Origin of the sequence: Sorangium sp. So ce1504 (genome assembly GCF_051521635.1) — a bacterium.
Lineage (GTDB): Bacteria > Myxococcota_A > Polyangia > Polyangiales > Polyangiaceae > Sorangium > Sorangium cellulosum_B.
This window is the reverse complement of record NZ_CP150365.1, coordinates 11,793,285-11,814,235: the sequence shown is the minus strand read 5'-3', so window position 1 is coordinate 11,814,235 and position 20,951 is coordinate 11,793,285. Positions and strand designations below refer to the sequence as shown.

Sequence of the window (20,951 nt, the reverse complement as noted above, 5' to 3'; positions counted from 1 at the left end):
CGCCTTGTTCACCCCACGCCGCGCGCGCGGCACGCGCACCCGCCCGCGCTGGAGCGCGCCGGCGCTGGCGAGAGAGGATCTCGACGTGACGCAAAAGCTTCCTGTGACCGTGCTGTCCGGCTTCCTGGGCGCCGGCAAGACCACGCTGCTGAACCATGTCCTCGCGAACCGCGATTCGCTGCGCGTCGCGGTGATCGTCAACGACATGAGCGAGGTCAACGTCGACGCCGCGCTCGTGCGGGGCGGGGGCGCGGCGCTGCGCCGCGTGGAGGAGCGGCTCGTCGAGATGTCGAACGGCTGCATCTGCTGCACGCTCCGGGAGGACCTTCTGATCGAGGTGGCTCGCCTGGCGGCCGAGGGACGCTTCGACTACCTGCTGATCGAGTCGACCGGCATCTCGGAGCCGCTCCCGGTCGCCGAGACGTTCACCTTCGACGATCCGGCGACGGGCAAGAGCCTCTCGGAGGTCGCCCGGCTCGACACGCTGGTCACCGTCGTCGACGCGCAGCGGTTCCTCGCCGACTGGACGAGCGCCGACGACCTGCGCGCGCGCGAGGCCGCGCTGGACGGCGACGACGAGCGCACGGTCGCGGATCTGCTCGTCGAGCAGATCGAGTTCGCGAACGTGCTCGTGCTCAACAAGACGGATCTCGTGAGCGCTGACGAGGTCGAGCGGCTCACGGCGATGCTGCTGCACCTGAACCCCGGCGCCCGGATCGTCAGGGCCTGCCGCGGCCGGGTCGATCCTCGGGAGATCCTCGGCACCGGGCGCTTCGATTTCGAGGAAGCGGCGCGCTCGCCCGGCTGGATGCGGGAGCTGCGCGGAGAGCACGTCCCCGAGACCGAGGAGTACGGGATCGAGAGCTTCGTCTACTCCGCGGAGCGCCCGATGCACCCGGAGCGGCTCTGGGCCTTCCTCCACGGGGCGGCCGCCTGGGATGGAGTGCTCCGCTCCAAGGGGTTCTTCTGGCTGGCGACGCGCATGGACATCACAGGCGCCTGGTCGCAGGCGGGTGGCGCCGCCTCGTTCGAGGCGGCCGGGCTCTGGTACGCCGCCTTGCCGGAGGAGGAGCGGCCGGAGGACGACCGGCCGGCCGCCGCGTGGCATCCGGTCTGGGGCGACCGGCGGCAGGAGATCGTGTTTATCGGCGTCGACATGGTCCGAGAGGAGCTCACGCGCGGGCTCGACGCCTGCTTGCTCACGCCGGACGAGATGGCCGCGGGGCCTTCCGCCTGGAGACGGTTCGAGGATCCCTTCCCGGCGTGGGAGAACGCGGGTGAGCCGGATGAACAGGAGCGCGAGGCCGGGCCGGCGCAGCTCCTGTCCTGAGACGCTCCCTGCAGGCCGGCTGACGCGGCCTCGGCGGGGCGCGCTGCTGCGCGGCGCGGCCACGCTGGCTGCATGGCCGCGAGCTGTGGAGTCGCGACTACTTGCCTCCTCCCTTCGAGATCTTCCCTTCCGTGAAGACCACATGTTTGCGGGCGATCGGATCGTACTTCTTCATCTGCATCTTCTCCGTCATCGTCCGTTTGTTCTTCGTCGTGTAGTAGCAGTGACCCGTCCCCGCAGACGAGACGAGCTTGATGACATCGCGCATGAGGTGCCCTCCTTGACAATCGGCGTCAGGTCGCGTTCCGCGGCAGCGGCGCCGGATCGGCATGACCTGCTGGATGCGACACCACTAGCGCCGCCTGGCCATTGATGCAACTTGATTGCATAAATGGCGCTCCTCATGACATCTTGTTCCATGCGGCTTCGTCGCGGCATGGCGGCTCATGCCCGGGACCGGCTCGGGCATGGCGCGGGCGGGGTCCCCGACCAGGGCTCGGGGGCGCTGCGCGCCGGAGCGCGCCTCCACCAGTTGGGTCCGTTCACCGTCGGGCTGCTCAAGGGCGTTCAGCATGGAGGTGTAGCAACGAGGCTGACAGCAACCCTGGATCTGTGTAGATTTCTCCAGCGTGCCCCCGCTCTCGACAAGCGCTGACGCTCTCGTGCACCTCGTCCGGCCAGGAGGAAACGCGCGATGCGCTCCGAAGCGCCCCTGATGGCCTCTGGAACGACACACCCGCCCGCCGCGGCGACCGCCGATCGCCCCGATGCCAATCGCATCGCCCTGCGCGCGTTGCGATCCCTCCTCGACGCCGCGGCGCCGATGGATCTCACCGTCGAGGCAAGGCCCGTCCAGGTCGCGGTCGAGCGCCTCCCGGCTGCACCGTGGCCAGCGCGAGGGCTGGAGGGGCTCGACCAGGCCGTGGACGGGCCGTTGCCCCGCGCCGTGCGCCTGCGCTGCAGCTGGCCGGGCGGCAGCACCGAGTTGCTCTTCAGCGTGGCCTGGTGGCAGACGATGGGCGCTTACCGGCACCTCGTGGGCATCAAGGTCAACGTCGTGTCGACCAACCGCGAGATCCTGTGGACCACGGTGGCGCTCCGGCTGCGCGATCGGCTGGACGGCGAGGTCGTGCCCGTTCCGGCCGCGTTCTCGACGTCGCGGCGGAGGGACGAGGACTCCGAGGAGGCGTTTCGCCAGCGGAGCCTGCCCTTGAAAGGCGCCGTCGAGCGCGCCGGATTGCCCCTCGTATCGCCCTGGAACATGGAGGCCTTCGCCGTTCGCTTGCCCGATGGCGAGGTCGTCCCCTCGCCCGAGGAGGGCTTTCGACGCCTCGCGCACCTCGCCTTGCTCAAGCTGCCCTTCTTCCTTCGCGACGGCGAGGGAGGCATCGAAGGCGAACCCCTGTTCGACCTCGCCGCGCTCGCCCTCGCGAACGGCGAGCCCCCGGCGGGCCCCGCCGTCGCGGAGGTCGGCGAGCCCGCGCGTAGGCCCTCTGCCGATGCGCGGCGCGATGGTGTCTGGCCGCTGCCGGGAGGGGTTCGACACTACAAGCAGACGCTCGACACGCTCCTCTCGGAGCTGCGCGATCGCCGGTTGCCGGAGGCGGAGTTCTTCGCGCTGCTGCGCGATCGGTACGAGGTCACGGGCGACACGGCACGGCAAGGCTACGTCAATCTGCTCCTCTACCTGGGCCTCGTGAGGCTCTCCGACGATCGCCTCGAGCTCACGCCCGGAGGGGAGTCGTATCTGGAGAACCCGCGGCCACAAGCGCTCTTCGAGCGACTTCACGAGACCTACACCGGATTCCTCGAAGTGCTGGTCATCGCGAACGCCCTGGGCCGGATGGACACGACCAACGCGAGGAACCTGTTGACGGCGCTCCTCGAGAAGGACTGGAGAACCAGCAACCAGGTATCCTTCCGTCGAAACTGGCTCCTGTCGCTCGGGGCCACGGAGCGTCAGGGCGACGGGGACGCCCTGACGGATCTCGGCCGGCAGATCCTCGCCGATCACGCGGCAGAAGAAGCCCGAATTCGGACGCGGCTCGACGAGCTGCTCGCCGATCGCAGCAGCCTCGGCGATAGCGCCGTGACCGGAGGCGACGTGGACGAAGACCTGGTGACCCCGCCAGGGACGACCATTCCCGCCCCGCCCGAGCCGCATGCGAGCACGGCTCCATCGGCCTGGTTCGATGAGACGCTCGATCTTACGCCCGAGCTCGCCGGTCCGTTCACCTCCGATCTCGAGCTCCCCGCCGGCCTGCTCGCCCAGGCCTGCGCCGCCCTCTCGGCGGGCAAGCACCTGCTCCTCGTCGGCCCGCCCGGCACGGGCAAGACGCAGCTCGCGCAGGCGCTCGCGAAGGCCGCCGCGAACGACGGCTACTGCACGGGCGCCTTCGTGGCCACGGCGTCCGCCGACTGGACCACGTTCGACACGATCGGCGGCTATGCGCTGCAGCAGAACAGCGCATTGACCTTCCGGCCCGGGGTGTTCCTCCGCGCCGTCGAGCGATACCAGTGGCTCGTGATCGACGAGCTGAACCGGGCCGACGTCGATCGCGCCTTCGGTGAGCTAATGACGGTCCTGTCGGGGCACTCCATCGATACCGCCCTGCTCGGCGAGGACGGCAGGACCATCTCGATCGGGCCACGCGAGTCCCACACCTACCGCGTGTCGCCGACGTTCCGGGTGATCGCGACCATGAACACCTGGGACAAGACGTCGCTCTTCCGCCTGTCCTACGCTGTGCAGCGGCGCTTCGCGATGATCCACGTCGACGCCCCCGACGACGCGACCTATGCGCGTCTGCTCGAGGCGCACGCCCGCCGCGAGGGCGTCGCGCCGCCGCTGGCCGAGGGCGCCCTCGGGCCGCTCACGCGGTTATTCAGCACAGCAAGCCTGCTCGCCCACCGCGCGATCGGCCCCGCCGTGGCGCTCGACATGGTGCACTACATGCGGCGCCGACAGGCCTCTGGAGATGGGCTCGCGGAGGCCATGGCCATGTACCTCTTGCCGCAGCTCGAGGGGCTACCGCAGGAGCCGGCGGCGAAGGTGCTCCGGGCCCTTCTTTCGAGCCTCACGGGCTGGACGTCAGCAGAGGCAGTGGTCCGGCTGCGGCGTCGTTATGAGGAGCTCTTCCCGCACCAGACCTTCGGCGAGGTATGAGCGACGGCGGCTGGGAGGCGTTCGTCCGCGCCCATTTTCCGGGCTATCTGTTGCCGAGCTCGCGGGTCGAGGCCATCGCGGTCGAGGAGGCGGCGCGGTTCCTCGCGCGGATCACGGGGAGGAACCATGAGCTCGCCTTGCTCCGCGCGGTGAGCACGGTGGCGCCGCGGATCGCCGAGCTGCGCGCGTTCGCCATGCAGCTCCTGCCCGACCTCGCCCGGAACCTGCCTTCCCGGGCCGACATCACGACGCGCGACTGGCGAGGTGGCTTTCAGGGCCGGCTCGACGTCCGGCGGACTTCCTATCAACAGGCCAGCGGGGATCGTTCGCGCTACGTGACGCAAGCGCGGGACCCGAGCTTCGCCCTGCCGGAGAACATCCTCGTGCGGGCGGTGGCCGAGCGGCTGCTCCGGCTCTTGATCGACCTGCGCAAGGCGGACGTACTCGCGAAGCACGGGTGGGGTGCTGACGCGCAGGGAGCCGAGGGCGAGCTAAGGCGCATCTTGAGCGCGACGGCGCTGCGTGAGGTGCCCTCGGAGCCGATCACCCCGCAGCACGAGCTCGGCGCGCAGGGGGCGGCGCACCGCGGCTATGGCGCAGCGCTCACGTGGCACAAGGCGCTGCGGCAGGGCCTCGACGCGACCGAGGCGAACGCCATCGCCACCATGCTCGCCGAGGGCGCGCTGACGCCCATCGAGGAGCACACACGCTTCGAGATCGCCGTGGTGATCCGGCTCCTGCAGGCGCTGTGGAGCAAGCTCGAGGCAGCCCAGGGGGCGAAGGGCGAGCGCTTCGAGTTTCATCGGTCCCTCGTGCACGCGAATCGCGACGAAGTGGCGTCGTTCGAGCGAGGCGACGGCACGCGCGTGCAGGTCTATTACAATCAATGTCACCTCGACCCAGGCCCGCGTGACGATGGGGCAAAGTACTATATGGGCGGGCGCGCTGGACGTCTGCGGCCCGATATCACCGTGGTGGTCGAGAAAGATGGACAGCGGCGGGCCGCGGTGGTCGAGATCAAGCTGACCGAGAATGCGAGCTACGTCCTCCAGGGCTTTCACGAAGCCATCGTGTATCGATGGGAATACGCTGGGGCGCTGCGGGGGTGGCCGAAGGCGATCCTGGTGACGTCGGCGGATGTGCCGGGGGCGGTGCGGCCGGGGGATGATGTGATCGCGGTGGGGTGGAGCAAGTGGGTGCCGGAGACAGTGGTGGAGGGGCTCCTGGAGGGGGTGTGACGCAGAGCGTCCACCGACATTTCGATCGAGGTCGCGCCCCCGAACGCAGCCCTCTCGGGAGGGAGCGACCATGTTAGCTTCGCCCATCTAGGATGCTGGACGAATCCATCGCCTCGTTTCTCCCGTCCTGGCTCGTGCGCCTCGACGCACCCCCCTCGAGCCGTGACCCTCTGGGCCTGCAAGCGCACGCCATGGCGCAAGCCGATCGGCTCTTGCCGGGTCTCAACGTCTTCACCTCGCGGGCCCGCTACTACACCTTCCTCTGCTGGGCTCTCTCTCGCGCGCAGGCCGATGCGCCGCCGCGCACGCACCTCGAGCGCGCGCTCCGCCTGGAGCGCCTCCTCGTCCTCTGCGAGGCTCTGCAGCACGAGGACGATCCTCTCGCGTGCGCCTACATCGGCCGTCGGCGCGGTCGCCGCTTCGTGTCCGAGCGAAGAGGCGCAGGGCTGTGGGAGCTGCCGACGCGCGTCCTCAAGAACCAGGTATCGAACGGCGCGCTGCGCCTCTACCGCACCTCGCTCGCGAGCCTGGGCCTCATCGAGGAGGACGACCTCGATGAGGGCCTAGGCCTGCGCCTCACCGATCGCGGACAGCAGCTCGCGAACCAGCTCGAGAAGGTGATCGACGAAGGCGTCGTGGGCTGGGCGCTCGAGGGCGGCACGCAGCAACAGAAGCGGCGCAGCACCCTCGTCGAGGCTGGCGCGCGCATGTGCCTGAGCAGCCGCATGGGCGCCTACGAGCGGCGCTACCTCGTCGCGGCGCTCCTCGGCGCCGACGGCGACGGCATCGAGCGCCGCGAGACGATGCAGGTCCTGTTCGAGCACAAACTGCTCGGCTTCGCGTCCGTGGGCAGCGACTCGACCGACAACGACGCGGACCTCATCACCGACGATGGCGGCAGGCCCGCGGAGGAGGCCGCCCTCTTCGAGACGCGAACGAACTGGAGCGTCCTCCGGCCTGCGCTGGCGCTCCCTCCCACGAACCGCCTTCAGTCCGTCCAGATCGCCGGCGCCTACCAGCTCGCCGCCCTCGGCCTCAATGCGCTCTTCGCCTCTGCGCTCGAGCCGACCGCGGAGCAGGGCCGTTGTCCCCTTGCGACCTGGCGCGAGCGCATCGCCGAGCGCGCGGGCATCGATTTCGAGGCCGCGTCCGCGGCCGCCTGGGCAGGGCACCGCTCGCCCACGGAGGTGGCCCAGGATCTGCTCGACGAGACCCGTCGGCCCTGGCCCGAGATCGGCGCGCTCGCCATCGAGCTCCTCCTCCGCCTCGGCCTCGACGAGCGTTACGCGCGCTGGCTCGGCGACGACCCAACCCCGATCGTCGAGCGCCTGCTCCTGTGGACCCGTGACGCGGCCATCGAGCGTGCGGGGGAGCTTGCGGCGCGGCTCCTGCCGGATCTCGTCGAGCATCACCGCGATGTCTCGGCCAAGAAGGGCAAGGGCGAATGGCTCTTCCTCGACGGCGAGGAGCTCGTGAAGCACGACCCGCGCCCGCTGCGCCCGCTCCTGCACTCGCTCCGCTTCGCGCAGCTCTCGCAGCTGGCAGCCGATCTCAACCTGCACCCGAAGGACGTGGCCGATGAAGCGTGAGACCCGCCTCTTCGACGAGCTCGATCGGTTCGCCGGCGGCAGCGAGATCACGCACGCGCTCGGTCTGTCGTTCGGGTACGACGGCGACCTCGCGAACGAGCGCCTCTGGAAGCCGCTCGTCGAGAAATATGGGCTGCGGCATCCGCTCGTGATCGCAGACGGGGTGGTGGACGCGGGGACCGCGCTCGGTGTTCACGTGCTGCGGGCGAGGCGCCCGAGTGGCGTCTTCCATTCCAAACTCTTCCTCGCGGTCCGGGACGGCGCGGTCTTCGCCGCCATCGGCAGCGCCAACCTCACGCGGGGCGGACTCGGCGCGAACCTCGAGCTCCTCACGCCGCTCGTGTTCGCGCCCGACGCAGAGCGGTCACCTCCTCGAGCGGTCCTCGAGGAGATCCTGGCGTTCGTCCGACGCGTGGCCGGCAACCTGCACATCGCTGAGGACTCCATCGAGCGGGTCCTCGACGTCGTGGACCAAGCGACGCTCGTGCTCGATGATCTGCCAGCGCCGCGGCGCGGCCTGGATCTGCGGTTCTTTCATTCCTACGAGGTGCCGATCTGGGAGCAGCTCCGCGATCTGCATGGCGACGATCCGGTGCAGCATCTCCTCGTCGTGAGCCCGTTCCTGGAGGCCGACAAACCGGAGGCGGAGGGGGCCGACTCGCTCCTGCGCCATGCGCTCGGGGAGGGCCTCCCGTGGGCGCCGCGGGCGAAAACGCCGCGCCTCTCGCTCTGCACCGACGCCATCGACCCGAACAAGCCCATGCCGCTGCCTCGCCTGGCCCTCGAGGAGCTCGCGGCCGCCGTGGAGATCCGGGCGCAGGCGCTCAGCGCCGAGCCGCGGCGACTCCACGGAAAGCTCGTGGCCATCTTCGGCAAGAAGCGCACGACGGTGCTCTGGGGCTCGCCCAACTTCACACCCTCGGCGCTCCTGCGGGCGGCGCGAGATCGCGGAAATGCCGAGTGCGCGCTGGCGCTCTCCATGGCTGCCAGCTCGGCGGATACCGCGGACGTGCTCGAGGAGTTCGACCTCGGCGATCTCTTTCACGTCTACCGCGGCCCGTTGCCCCTCGCGCTCATCCCCGCCCCGCCCCCGCCATTGATCTTCGATGTCGGCGAAGCGCTCTACGATCCGAAGACGCGCGTCCTCGTGGTCTGTGGCGAGGCCTGGAGCCCGAGCGTGGACCGCATCCGCGTGCTGGCCGTGGAACAGCAGGGGTCGCAGGTCCTCTTCGAGGGCGCGTTGCTCGGGGCGGGGAAATACGCCTTCGAGATCCAGGGGCCGCTGCTCGAAGAGGAGGACCCGGAGACCGGCAGGCGGAGGCTGCGGACGCTCGCGCTGCGGATCGAGGCGCTCGACAGCGGCGGCGCCGTGCTGGATGCGCGCGAGGTGCGCCCGAACGTGCGGTTCGAGGACGCGCTCGCGTTGCGGGAAAACCTGCTCATCGAGACCGAGGCGATCACCGCGGACGCCCTGCTCATGCCCACGGCCACACCAGAGCAGCGCGCCACGGCCATCGACGCGCAGATCGAAGCGTGGAAGGCCGCTCGACAGGGCGAGCAGAAGGGGCCGACACTGCACCAGGCGTCGCTCGATACGTTCTTCCGGAACGTCCGGCTGGGGCTGGACAAACAAGAGAATGGGCTCGTTGGACGGCGTTGCTCGCGCTTCGCGCTGCGCAGATGGTCGGGCGATCTAAGGCGCTCGTTGACCTCGGCCTGCGCAGGTTCCATCGACGGACTGCGCTGCGCGTACCTCGTGGCGCGCGTCGCCGAGCACGTGGCGCGTGTGCTCGACATGGTGCCACCATGCCATGAGGATCCGGCGCCGGCGTATGCCGCGATGGAGGCGGAAAAGCTCGCGGCAGCGCTCGAATCGATATCTCTGGAGGGGGGCGTGCAGCAGGAGCTCCTGGACGAGGTGCGTGTTGCGCGGGACAGCGCCGCCGCGTTGCTGCGGCGGATCGCCGCCGGAGAGCAGGTGGCTCCACCGAAGGGGAACGACGCGGAGAGGCCGAAGCGGCGCGCGCGGAGGAGTACGTGATGAGCGTGGATATCCACCAGCTCGCTGCCGGGATCGGGCTCGACCGGGAGCACCAGATGCGCGCGATGCGGGCCGCGCTGGAGGCGCTGCTCGTCAGGGGCCAGCGTGGGATCGTGCTGGCTGACGAGGTCGGGTGCGGCAAGACGTACGAGGCGCTCGGGATCACGGCCTTGCTCTGGCGGCATTTCCAGCGAACGAGCACGCCCATCCAGCGCGTGCTCGTCGTGGCCGAGCCGGCCCTGATGAACAAGTGGTTCGACGAGATCGAGAAGCCGGAGACCCAGGGGCGAGGGTTCCAGCAATACGTCGCCGGCGACGACTGGAAGCCCTTCCGGCAGATGCTGCGCGACGTCACCCAGATCGGCAAACGCTGGGAAGCTGACGAGATGCGGGGGGTGCGCGAGGCAGGGAGGTTCCAGGTCCCGCCGGGGCGGTTTTACCTGGTCAAGCCGCTCCTGCTCACCGGCGGCCGCGCCGGCGAGTCCTCGCCGATTGTGCGCTGGCTGCGCCGGACCGATTGGGACGTGGTGATTGCCGACGAGGCGCACCACTTCACCGGCCTGCACACCGAGCGAAGCCGCGTGTTCTTCCCCGAGCAGACTGCGGAGAGCCGCGAGCGAGGGCTCCTCGGCCGGTTCACGCTGGCGCTGACGGCGACCCCGTTCCAGCTCGCGACGAAGGAGATGCTCAATCTGCTCCGGATCGTGCGCGCGCCCGAGGAGGACATCGAGCGGACGCGGGACGGGTTGGAGCGCTACGAGAATGCCCTGGGGCAATTCTACGCGCGGCGGCGCCTGTCGCCCTCGGACGAGGCGCGCAGCCGGTGGGTGGAGCGCCTGTACGAGCTGCGCACGAAGGACGCGTCGGGCGGGCAGCACCCGGGCACGCCGGGCTTGCAGGAGCTCTTGCGTCGCTATCTCCTCCGCAACGTCAAGGACCTGAGCGAGCGCGACTACACGCTGACCGAGAAGAAGGATGGCGGCTACGAGCCGCGCCCCTTCGGCAAGCTCGACGATTTGCGTCCGCTCGTCGGGTCGAGCCCCCTCATCCCCCTCGAAGGCGATGACGCCTGGGTCTACCTGCACCTGCGCGATCTGCTCGTCGACGCCCAGCAGGCGGCGCAGGTGCGCCAGGGGGAAGATGCGCACGAGACGCCGTCTTTCGTCGCGGGGGATCTCCGGCAATGCCTGTCGAGCTACGAGCAGCTCGCGGCGAGCGCAATCCTCCAGAAGAACCTGCCCCGCGCGGAGAGGACCCGTGCGATGGTCAAGCGGCTGCAGGATTCGGGCCACGCGCACCCGAAGATCGCGGCCCTGTGCGCGGTGATCGGAAGGATCCTCGATCGGGAGCTGGAAGCGCTCCTTGCGCGGCCCCAGGCAGGGCTCGGCAAGATCCTCGTCTTCAACACGCTGATCCACACCGCGGGCGCGCTCAAGCATGCGCTCGACAAGGCGGTGGAGGCGCGGCTCGATCCGTTCGTCGAAGAGCAGGTGAAGGCCGCCGGCTGGGCCAGCCTGGACGACGCGCGGGTGATGATCCGCGCGGCGCTGGAAGAGGAGCGTGAGGCCGTCAAGGCGCAGCTCGGCGGGAGGTTCGACCGCCGGTTCCTCGTGGTCACGCGGGAGCTGCTCGAGGGCACGGGGCTCGAAATGAAGGCCGACGAGGGTGAGATCGTCGACATCATGTTCAACCGGGCGGAGAACCACTGCACGCAGCCGCTCTTCTTGCTTCGGCTCGCCCTGTGGTTCAGGGCGAGGGGGGAACAGCCGGATCCCTTCGAGGTGCAGACGTTCCTCATGCAGCGCGTCGGGCACAGGTTGCGTAAATCGCTCGAGACGATCGTCGATGATTACCTCGACGACACACCCAAGCAGGGCGACGCGTTCAGCGAGGAAAACCAGGACCGCGCGCGCCGCGAGATCCGCCGGCTCGCGCACGTGCTTTCACACCCTGGATACGTGGCTCGCTTCGACGGCGCGCAACGCGACGAGGACCGCGAGATGCGTCGGGAAAATTTCAACCGTCCCTATGCTCCGCTCGTCCTGCTCACGAGCCGCGTGGGCGAGGAGGGCATCGATCTGCAGCAGCATACCCGCTACCTGCTGCACTACGATGTCGAGTGGAACCCGGCCAAGATGGAGCAGCGCGAGGGGCGGGTCGACCGGGAAGGCCGCAAGACGCGAGGGCCGGTCAAGGTGCAGTTTTTCCTGCTGAAGGATACGTACGAGGAGCGGATCTTTCACACGGTGATGCAGCGGGATGCATGGTTCCAGGTCCTCATCGGCTCGAAGCGCAAGGAGCTCGCCCGCGGGGTCGAGGACGACGAGCCGGAGGCCACTGCCGGCATCGACACCGGGACCGAGGAGCAGGGGCGGCTCACGGCCGAGGAGAGAACGAAGGTGATGATCGATCTGCGGCCGTGAAGCCGACGTCAACGGGCGTGACGTGCGGATCTCGCCACAACCGGGCATCGAGCGGTTCATGCCCGACTTCGAGTCAGCATTCCCTCCAGAGATCGCCGCTGCGCGGCGTTCAGCCGGATCCCGGGCCGTCGGAGCCGGAGCTGGGCCTCCGCCTCGCTCGCGTTCGCGGCGAGCCCCCGGTTCAACAGCAGGGCTGCCGCGATCGCCGCCGAGCGACCATGGCCGGACGGCGCGAACGGCAGGCAGGCCCACCACGCCAGCGCGCCGTCGACCCGCTTTCCTGGCAGGGCGGGCTGCCGCGCCAGGTAGGCAGCGCCGACGAGGGCGAAGCTCAGCGCCGGCCAGAGAAGTGTTGACGCGATTCCAGGATTGCATCGAGAGTGCGTGGGTGGACGCGCAGGGCGGCGCGGCCCTGGCATCGCGATCGACAGGGCGACCCTGTAGGAAGGTGCGGACATGAAGCTGTTTCGGTTTGCGAGCGGTGGCGGTCCTCGGCTCGGGCTCGAGGACGAGCGAGGAGCGCGCCACGACCTCACGGCGGCATCCCCGGAGGCGTTCGCGTCCGTCGCCTCGTGGCTCGCCTTGCCGGATCCCCTCGGCGCGGTGCGCGACGCGCGCGCGCGCGCCGCGGCCCACCCCCTCCCGCCCGACGTCCCGCTGCTCGCCCCGATCGACGGGCAGGACGTCTGGGCGGCGGGCGTCACCTACGAGCGCTCGCGCGCCGCGCGCAAAGAGGAGAGCGCCGGCGGCGGCGACTTCTACGACCGCGTGTACGAGGCCGAGCGCCCCGAGCTGTTCTTCAAGGCGACGCCCCGCCTGGTCGTCGGCCCGGGCGCGCCGGTGCGCGTCCGGCGCGACTCGATCTGGAACGTGCCCGAGCCGGAGCTCTCGCTCGTCGTCTCCGCGGCGGGCCGTATCGTCGGCTACACGGCCGGCAACGACGTCTCGTCGCGGTCCATCGAGGGCGACAACCCCCTCTACCTGCCGCAGGCGAAGGTCTACGACGGCTGCTGCGCGCTCGGCCCCGCCATCGCGCTCGCGGACGAGCCCGGGCTGGACCTGCGCGCGCTCTCCATCGAGCTCGCGATCCGGCGCCGGGGCGAGGCGGTGTTCGCGGGGAAGACCTCGACCGCGAGCATGCGGCGCTCGCCCGAGGAGCTCGTCGCCTACCTCACGCGCGAGCTGAGCTTCCCGGCGGGCGTCGTCCTCATGACCGGGACCGGCATCGTCCCGCCAGACTCGTTCACCCTGGAGCCCGGCGATCTCGTGGAGATCACGATCCACGGCGTCGGCACGCTGGCGAACCCCGTATCTCCACGTTGACAAGGCTCCCCATGGAATTCCTCGCCCACAACGCCGCCACCGGCGAAACGCTCGGCGCCTACCGTGACGCCACCGCCGACGAGATCGACGCCGCCGCCCGCGCCGCCGTCGCTGCGGCGCCGGCCCTCGCCGGCCTCGCGCCGGAGATGCGCGCCCGGCTCCTGGAGACCGCCGCCGACGAGATCATGGCGCTCGGCGACCCCCTGATCCAGACCGCGCACCGGGAAACCGGGCTGCCCATCGCCCGCCTCGAAGGCGAACGCGCCCGCACCACCGGCCAGCTGCGCCTCTTCGCCGCCGTCGCGCGCGAGGGCTCCTGGGTCGATGCCCGGATCGATCCCGCGCTGCCGGACCGCAAGCCGCTCCCGCGCCCCGACGTGCGCCGCATGCTGCGGCCGCTCGGTCCGGTCGCCGTCTTCGGCGCGAGCAATTTCCCCCTCGCGTTCTCCGTGGCCGGCGGCGACACCGCCTCCGCCCTCGCCGCGGGCAACCCGGTCGTGGTCAAGGCCCACCCGGCGCACCCCGGTACCTCCGAGCTCGCGGCCTCGGCCCTGCGCTCCGCCGTGCAGAAGGCGGGTCTGCCCGCGGGCGTGTTCGGCATGGTGCACGGCGCCTCGCCCGACGTCTCGCTCGCGCTGGTGCGCCACGAGGCCATCCAGGCGGTGGGCTTCACCGGGTCCACCCGCGCGGGCCGCGCCCTCTGGGACGCCGCCGCCGCCCGCCCGCGGCCCATCCCCGTCTTTGCCGAGATGAGCAGCATCAACCCGCTGGTCGTGCTGCCCGGCGCGCTGCGCGAGCGCCGCGACGCGATCGCCGAAGGGCTGATCAACTCGTGCACGCTCGGCGTCGGCCAGTTCTGCACCAAGCCCGGCCTTGTCCTGGGGCTGGCCTCCCCCGAATGGGATGCGTTCGCGCGGTCGGTCGCCGACCGGGCCCGCGCCATCACGCCTGGTGTGATGCTGCACGCCGGTATCCAGGCGTCGTTCGACCGCTCCGTGCGGGAGCTGAGAGGCGTGGAGTGGCTGACCGACGCCGGCGCGCGCGTCGCTCGCGTCTCCGCCGCCGACTTCGCGCGGGAGCCGCACCTCGCGCACGAGATCTTCGGGCCGTACACGCTGCTCGTCACCGCTTCGAGCCGCGGCGAGCTGCTCCAGCTCCTCGGCGCGCTCGACGGCCAGCTCACCGCCACGGTTCACGGGACCGCCGGCGACCTCGCCGCCGCCCAGGACCTCGTCGATGTCCTCGGCCGGGTCGCGGGCCGCCTCGTCTTCGATGGCTACCCGACCGGCGTGGAGGTGTCGCACGCCATGCACCACGGCGGGCCGTATCCAGCGAGCAGCGACGCGCGCTTCACGTCGGTTGGGACCGCGGCCATCCTCCGCTTCGCGCGCCCCGTTTGCTACCAGTCGTGCCCGCCCGCGCTGCTCCCGCTGGAGCTGCGCGACGAGAATCCGCTCGGAATATCGCGTCTCGTCGACGGCCGGGCCACCTGCGACCCCATCGCACCCCGCGCATGAGCCACGACCCGGTATTCGAGTCCGGCAGCGAGGCGATCTACACCCTGCGCACGACCGCGCCCGGACCGTCGGGGCGCCTCCCGCTCGGCGCCGAGCAGCTGCGCGCCATGTCCAGCGGCGAGCTGTTCGGCTGGACTCAGAATGCCGGGATGGGGTGGGATCCTGCGCGCCTGAACGGGAAGCAGTTCCTCGTGCTCAGCACGCAGGGGGGGATCCGCGCGCCCGACGGCACGCCGATCGCGCTCGGGTACCACACCGGGCACTGGGAGGTGGGGCTGCTCATGGAGGAGGCAGCCCGCACGTTCACGGCCGGCGGGGCCATCCCGTTCGCCGGCTATGTCAGCGATCCGTGCGACGGGCGGACCAACGGCACCGTCGGCATGCTCGACAGCCTCGCTTACCGCAACGACGCCGCCATCGTCTTTCGGCGACTGATACGCTCGCTGCCCACCCGCCGAGGCGTGCTCGGCGTCGCCACCTGCGACAAGGGGCTGCCGGCCATGTTGATGGCGCTCGCCGGCACCCTCGACCTCCCCACGGTGCTCGTGCCGGGAGGCGTCACGCTCCTCGCGGAGGAGGCCGAGGACACCGCCAAGGTCCAGACGCTCGCGGCGCGTTATGCGCGCGGGGAGGTGAGCCTCGACTACGCCGCCGAGATGGGCTGCCGCGCCTGCGGTTCCCCCGGCGGCGGCTGCCAGTTCATGGGCACGGCCGCGACGAGCCAGGTGGTGGCGGAGGCGCTCGGCCTCGCCCTCCCGCACGGCGCGCTCAGCCCGTCGGGCGCCGAGATCTGGCGCGACCTCGCCCGCCGCTCCGCGCACGCGCTCATGGCCCTCGAGCGACGTGGAGCGACCACGCGGGACATCGTCACCGACGACTCGGTCCACAACGCCATGGTGCTGCATGCCGCCGTCGGCGGGTCGACCAACCTGGTGCTCCATGTGCCGGCGATCGCCCACGCGGCCGGGCTTCGGCGCCCCACGGTGGACGACTGGGCGCGCATCAACGCCCTCGTTCCGCGGCTCGTGGACGTGCTGCCCAACGGGCCGAAACACCACGCCACGGTTCAGGTCTTCCTCGCGGGAGGCGTCCCGGAGGTCATGCTCCATCTGCGCGAGCTCGGCCTGCTGCGGCTCGGCGCGCGCACCGTCAGCGGCCGGACCCTGGGCGAGAACCTCGAGTGGTGGGAGCGCAGCGAGCGGCGCCGGCGCCTGCGCGACAAGCTACGGCAGCTGGACGGCATCGATCCGGACGACGTGATCATGTCCGCCGGGAAGGCACGCGAGCGCGGCCTCACCAGCACGGTGACCTTCCTGCGCGGCGACCTCGCGCCCGAGGGAGCGCTCGTGAAGAGCACCGCGATCGCTCCCCAGGTGATCGGACCGGACGGCGTTTATCTGCACGAAGGGCCTGCGCGCGTGTTCGGCAGCGAGGACGCGGCGATCGAGGCGATCAAGACGGGCGCCGTGCAACCGGGTGACGTGATGGTGCTGATCGGCATCGGCCCCGGTATCGGGATGCCGGAGACGTACCAGATCACCTCGGCCCTCAAGCACGTGAAGGAGGGGCATCGTATCGCCCTGGTCACGGACGGTCGTTTCTCCGGCGTGTCCACCGGGGCGTGCATCGGCCACGTCAGCCCGGAGGCGTGGGCGGGTGGACCCATCGGCCGCGTGCGCGACGGCGACCGCATCAGGCTGCGGATCGACACGCGCAAGCTGGAGGGGACGGTGGACGTCGTGGGTGTGGACGCAGGCGGTCTTGCCGCCCGCTCGCCCAATCCAGCCCTTCAACCCGACGGCCGAGTGAACGCGGATACGCGGTTGTGGGCTGCGCTTCAGGATGCCAGCGGCGGCAGCTGGGGTGGTTGCGTCTATGACGCGGAACGCATCATAGGGCTCCTCGGTCGCGCCATCGCCGCTGAGCGGAGCTCCTCTGGCACATAGGCTTTTGATGTAGCGTTATTTTTCCAGGAGAAAGGCGGATCGCGTGAGATTTCATCATTCAGCCAACGCGTGCAGCGTGGCTGTACGATGTGAACGATCACAACGAGAAGCTTGACTTCCGGATCGCGTTTGGATTTCCTAAGCCCCGAAACCAGAAGATCTGTCGTGGTAGGCCCCACGAGCGTCGCCGATCACGTCATTGAATTGTGAGGGCGCCCGCGAAATCCGCGTGGTGCCCCGGGAATGACGCGCGACACCGTCGCTCGCCAGATGCGAATCGTTGTACCCCAGTGTTTTTGCCGTGAGCAACGCGGCGGCACGCAGACATTGCCCTCGTGGTTCGTGAGGGCGAGAACGTGACGACGTGGGATGGGCCGCAGAGGTCTCCATCCGACCACGTCTCTTTGCTCGAAAGGTAGCGGCACGATGTCGATTGGCCAGTTGAAGTCACGTGGATCGGCGCGGCGCGCAGCGGCGGTGTTGAGCTGTGCGCTCGGGCTCTGGGGTCTCTCTGCTTGCAAAGACAAGCCCGACAGCGCTCCGGCCGCAGGAGGCTCCGCCAGCGCCGCGGCCGCGCAGGCGCCGAGCGTCGCGGCCGCGCAGGCGCCGAGCGGGCAAGGGCCCAAGGTCGTGCCAGGGCCCGGCTATAACCCCGAGTGCTTCGCGCCGTGGAAGCAGGACACCAAGTATCTGCAGTGGACGGCGCGAAAGCCGCCGTTCCGCCTCGCGCTCGTCAACGGCTACGTCGGGAACGCCTGGCGCATCCAGATGGTCAAGACGGCCAAGGCCTTCGCCAAGGATCCGGCCATCGCGCCGCTGATCAAGGAGTTCAAGGTGGTGTCGACCGGCACCGACGTCGCGGCCCAGCTCGGTGCGATCGAGGACTTCATCAACCAGGGCTTCGACGGCATCGTCACGCTCGCCGTCAGCCCCGACGGCTTCGATCGCGTGATCCGGCTCGCCGACAAGAAGGACGTCGTCCTGGTTCCGTTCGACAACGTGCTCGACACGGACAAGGTGATGCAGGTCAACGAGGACCAGCTGGCGATGGGGCGCCAGTGGGGCGAGTTCCTCGACAAGCAGCTCGGCGGGAAGGGCAAGGTGCTCGAGGTCCGCGGCCTGCAGGGCAACTCCGTCGATCGCGACCGCCACCTCGGCTTCCGCCAGGTCATGGAAGCGCCGGGGAAGAGCTACACCATCGTGGAGGTGGTGGGCAGCTGGGACGACGGCAAGGCGCAGAAGGCGGTGGCCGACGCGCTGGCCGTGCACCGCCAGTTCGACGCGCTCTTCGCGCAGGGCGGCTCGACGGGCGCCGTCCGCGCGCTGCTCGACGCCGGACACAAGCCGATCCCGGTCGCCACGGAGGCCGAGAACGGCGTGCGCAAGCTGATCGCGAAGCACCACGAACAGGGCATGAAGGGCCTGTCGCTCGGCCAGTCGCCGGGGCTCGCGGCCATCGCGATGAAGGCGGCGCTCGAGGGCCTGCAAGGCAAGGTGCTGCCGCAGATGATCTCCGTGCCGATCCCCGCCGCCGATCACACAACGCTGAAGGACGGCGAGAGCTTCTTCTCCCAGCTCTCCGACAACTTCTTCACGCCCAACGAGTTCCCGCCCTGCGGGGTCAACATCTCGGGCGTGAAGATCATGAACGAGTCGGAATCCGACGTGAAGTAGACGTGAAGCAGACGTGAAACGTGAAGTAGACGTGAAACGTGAAGCAGACGTGAAGTAGCGCCCCGCGGGCGCCCCAGCATCATGACCGAACCGGTGAGCCCTCCGCTTCTCGAGCTCCGGGCCGTCTCCAAGCACTATGGCGGAGTCACCGCCCTCAGCGGCGTCGACTTCGCCTGCGCGCCGGGGAAGGTGCACGCCATCCTCGGCGAGAACGGCGCGGGCAAGAGCACCCTGATCAAGATCATCGGCGGCGTGGTCAAGCCGAGCGCCGGGGAGCTCTTGCTCCACGGCAAGCCGGTCCGGTTCGACCACCCGATCGAGGCGAACGCCGCCGGCATCGTCTGCGTCTTTCAGGAGCTGTCCCTGATGCCGACGCTGACCGTGGCCGAGAACATCGGCATCACCATGCCGACGAGCCGCCTGGGCCTCTTCGATCGCAAGGCGCAGGTCCGCAGGGCCGAGGAGCTCCTGGCGCGCGTCGGCTGCGAGGGCGTGAACCCGAACGCCTGGGTGAGCGACCTGCCGCTCTCGCGCCGCCAGATGGTCGAGATCGCGAAGGCGCTCGGCAAGAACCCGCGGCTGCTGATCCTGGACGAGGCCACCTCCGCGCTGACCAACACCGACGTCAAGAAGGTCTACGAGCTCCTGGCCGAGCTCAAGGCTCAGGGCGTCGGCATGCTCTACATCTCGCACCGCATGCACGAGATCAAGGAGCTCGCGGACGTGATGTCGGTCTTCCGCAACGGTCGGCACATCGAGACCTTCGCCAAGGGCCAGCGCAGCGACGACCAGATCGTGGAGCTCATGATCGGCCGCGACATGGGTCACGTCTTCCCGCCGAAGCCGGCGGCCCGCAGCTTCCCGGCGACGCTGCTCGAGGTGAGCGGCCTGAGCTGGGAGCGGCAGCTCGAGGACGTGTCGTTCAAGCTCGGCAAGGGCGAGATCCTCGGCATCGGCGGGCTCGACGGCCAGGGCCAGCGCGAGCTGTTGCTCAGCTTGTTCGGTGTGCTCAGGGATGTGCGCGGCGAGATCAAGATCGACGGCAAGCCGGTCAAGCTGACGAGCCCGCGCCAGGCCAAGGGCCGCGCGCACGGCATCGCCCTCGTGCCCGAAGACAGGAAGACCGAAGGCCTGATGTTGCCGATGTCCATCGCCACGAACCTGTCGCTGGCGTCGCTCGACAAGTTCACGAGCGGCGTGGTGCTCGACCGCCGGCGCGAGGCGGCGCGCATCGACGAGATGGTGCGCCGCATCCAGATCAAGATCGGCTCGCTCGATCACCCGGTCTCGTCGCTGTCCGGGGGCAACCAGCAGAAGGTCGTGCTGGCCAAGTGGCTGATGACGGAGCCGCGGCTGCTGATGCTCAACGATCCCACCCGCGGCATCGACGTCGGCACGAAGCAGGAGATCTACCAGCTGCTCCGCGAGCTGGCGGACGCCGGCACGTCCATCCTCTTCTACAGCACGGACTACGACGAGCTGATCGGCTGCTGTGACCGCGTGCTCGTCCTTTACCGGAACCGCGTGCAGGGCGAGCTCGTGGGGCCCGACATCACCGAAAAGAACATCCTGGACCTGGCCCTCGGTCTGCGCGGCGGGCCTGATCGCGCGAAGCGCGAGGACGAACGCGCGCCATCGGAGGCACGATGAACGACTGGAAGCTCCGCCTGCGCCAGAACCAGGGCCTGCTCGTGGCCGTCGGTCTGTGCATCGTGTTCTACGGGCTCTACTCGCTGTCCCATCCCAAGGGCTTCAGCGCGCCGCTGCTGGGGCAGAACGCCAACGAGTCGTTCGTGCTGGTGGCGGCGGCCATGGCCCAGACGATCCCCGTGCTGACCGGCGGCCTGGATCTGTCCGTGGGCGCGGTGATCACGCTCGTCAACTGCGTGGCCTCGCACGTCCTCGCCGGCAGCGCGCTCACGATGTTCCTGGGCATCCTGCTGTGCCTGGCCGTGGGCATGGCGGCGGGCCTGCTCAACGGCTGCCTCGTGGTCTATGGCCGCCTGCAACCGATCATCGCCACCCTGGCCTCGGGCACGATCTTCCTCGGCGTCGCGCTGTTCCTGAGACCGACGCCCGGCGGCCAGGTCGACGGCGATCTGGCGTTCGCGGCCACCTTCGATCTCAACGAGCTGCTGCAGGTCGCGGGCGCCGCCCCCCTCGAGGGCGCGCTCGGCTTCGTCGGCAAGATCCCGTCGCCCGCGATCTGGATGGCGCTGCTCGCGCTGCTCTGGACCTACTACCGCCGCACCCGCTACGGCCTCGGCGCTTACGCCGTCGGCGCGTCGCAGGAGGCGGCGTACATGTCGGGCGTCCGCATCAAGCGCGTCAAGCTGGCCGCGTACACGCTGTCGGGGTTCTTCGCCAGCGTCGGCGGCCTCTACCTCGCGCTGCAAACGACGTCGGGCAACGCCGACATCCCACAAGCCGGCTCTTACACGCTGAACTCCATCGCCAGCGTCGTGATCGGGGGCACCTCGCTGTACGGAGGGATCGGCGGCGCCATCGGATCGCTCTTCGGCGCGCTGGTGCTCCGCTCCGTCGCCTTCAACTTCCGCGTCTTCGACGAGGGCTCGGCGCTGGGCCTCCTCGCCAACCCGCTCTACCAGCCGCTGTTCGAGGGCCTCATCCTGCTCGCGGCCGTCTGCCTCGGCGCGCTCTGGGTCATCCGCGTCAAGAACCGGCTGCAGATCTTCAGGTGAGC

The 20,951-nt window shown here is 69.8% G+C and carries 13 protein-coding genes; 12 read left to right on the top strand and 1 reads right to left on the bottom strand.

Annotation, left to right across the window (positions count from 1 at the left end; genetic code table 11):
- Window positions 1–85: 85 nt before the first annotated feature.
- Window positions 86–1,330: a zinc metallochaperone GTPase ZigA gene (gene zigA, locus WMF39_RS44570; protein ID WP_437742504.1), complete on the top strand. Its 1,245-nt coding sequence runs from the start codon at window positions 86–88 to the stop codon at window positions 1,328–1,330.
- Between the two features lie 97 nt (window positions 1,331–1,427).
- On the opposite strand, the gene rpmG is transcribed toward zigA, so the two are convergent.
- The gene (gene rpmG, locus WMF39_RS44565) at window positions 1,428–1,598 is read right to left on the bottom strand and encodes a 50S ribosomal protein L33 (protein WP_437742503.1); all 171 of its coding nucleotides are present in this window, start codon (window positions 1,596–1,598) and stop codon (window positions 1,428–1,430) included.
- Between the two features lie 426 nt (window positions 1,599–2,024).
- Here rpmG and WMF39_RS44560 point away from each other — a divergent pair, with 426 nt between their 5' ends.
- The 11 genes from WMF39_RS44560 to WMF39_RS44510 all read left to right on the top strand — a co-directional run bounded on the left by WMF39_RS44560 (window position 2,025) and on the right by WMF39_RS44510 (window position 20,949).
- On the top strand, window positions 2,025–4,496 hold the full coding sequence (locus WMF39_RS44560) for an AAA family ATPase (protein ID WP_437742502.1): 2,472 nt from the start codon (window positions 2,025–2,027) through the stop codon (window positions 4,494–4,496).
- Window positions 4,493–5,734, top strand: a complete 1,242-nt coding sequence (locus tag WMF39_RS44555; RefSeq protein WP_437742501.1) for a hypothetical protein — start codon at window positions 4,493–4,495, stop codon at window positions 5,732–5,734. Before WMF39_RS44560 ends, WMF39_RS44555 begins: the two co-directional genes overlap by 4 nt.
- 191 nt (window positions 5,735–5,925) lie before the next feature.
- Window positions 5,926–7,323 (top strand): hypothetical protein, encoded by a 1,398-nt coding sequence (locus WMF39_RS44550; protein WP_437742500.1) that lies wholly within the window; start codon window positions 5,926–5,928, stop codon window positions 7,321–7,323.
- Window positions 7,313–9,364, top strand: a complete 2,052-nt coding sequence (locus tag WMF39_RS44545) for a phospholipase D family protein (RefSeq protein ID WP_437742499.1) — start codon at window positions 7,313–7,315, stop codon at window positions 9,362–9,364. Before WMF39_RS44550 ends, WMF39_RS44545 begins: the two co-directional genes overlap by 11 nt.
- Window positions 9,364–11,787 (top strand): DEAD/DEAH box helicase, encoded by a 2,424-nt coding sequence (locus WMF39_RS44540; protein WP_437742498.1) that lies wholly within the window; start codon window positions 9,364–9,366, stop codon window positions 11,785–11,787. The genes WMF39_RS44545 and WMF39_RS44540 overlap by 1 nt, the downstream gene beginning before the upstream one ends.
- A 456-nt stretch (window positions 11,788–12,243) precedes the next feature.
- Complete coding sequence (locus tag WMF39_RS44535; RefSeq protein WP_437742497.1) at window positions 12,244–13,110, top strand: fumarylacetoacetate hydrolase family protein; 867 nt, start codon at window positions 12,244–12,246, stop codon at window positions 13,108–13,110.
- An 11-nt stretch (window positions 13,111–13,121) separates the two neighbouring features.
- Window positions 13,122–14,627, top strand: a complete 1,506-nt coding sequence (locus WMF39_RS44530; protein ID WP_437742496.1) for an aldehyde dehydrogenase (NADP(+)) — start codon at window positions 13,122–13,124, stop codon at window positions 14,625–14,627.
- Window positions 14,624–16,573 (top strand): YjhG/YagF family D-xylonate dehydratase, encoded by a 1,950-nt coding sequence (locus WMF39_RS44525; RefSeq protein WP_437742495.1) that lies wholly within the window; start codon window positions 14,624–14,626, stop codon window positions 16,571–16,573. The genes WMF39_RS44530 and WMF39_RS44525 overlap by 4 nt, the downstream gene beginning before the upstream one ends.
- Before the next feature lie 426 nt (window positions 16,574–16,999).
- Window positions 17,000–18,247 carry a sugar ABC transporter substrate-binding protein gene (locus tag WMF39_RS44520; RefSeq protein WP_437742494.1) on the top strand — a complete coding sequence of 416 codons (1,248 nt, stop codon included), beginning with the start codon at window positions 17,000–17,002 and terminating at the stop codon, window positions 18,245–18,247.
- 81 nt (window positions 18,248–18,328) lie between these two features.
- Window positions 18,329–19,897: a sugar ABC transporter ATP-binding protein gene (locus WMF39_RS44515; protein ID WP_437742493.1), complete on the top strand. Its 1,569-nt coding sequence runs from the start codon at window positions 18,329–18,331 to the stop codon at window positions 19,895–19,897.
- Entirely contained in the window at window positions 19,894–20,949 is a 1,056-nt protein-coding gene (locus WMF39_RS44510) for an ABC transporter permease (RefSeq protein WP_437742492.1), read from the top strand. Before WMF39_RS44515 ends, WMF39_RS44510 begins: the two co-directional genes overlap by 4 nt.
- Window positions 20,950–20,951: the final 2 nt, after the last annotated feature.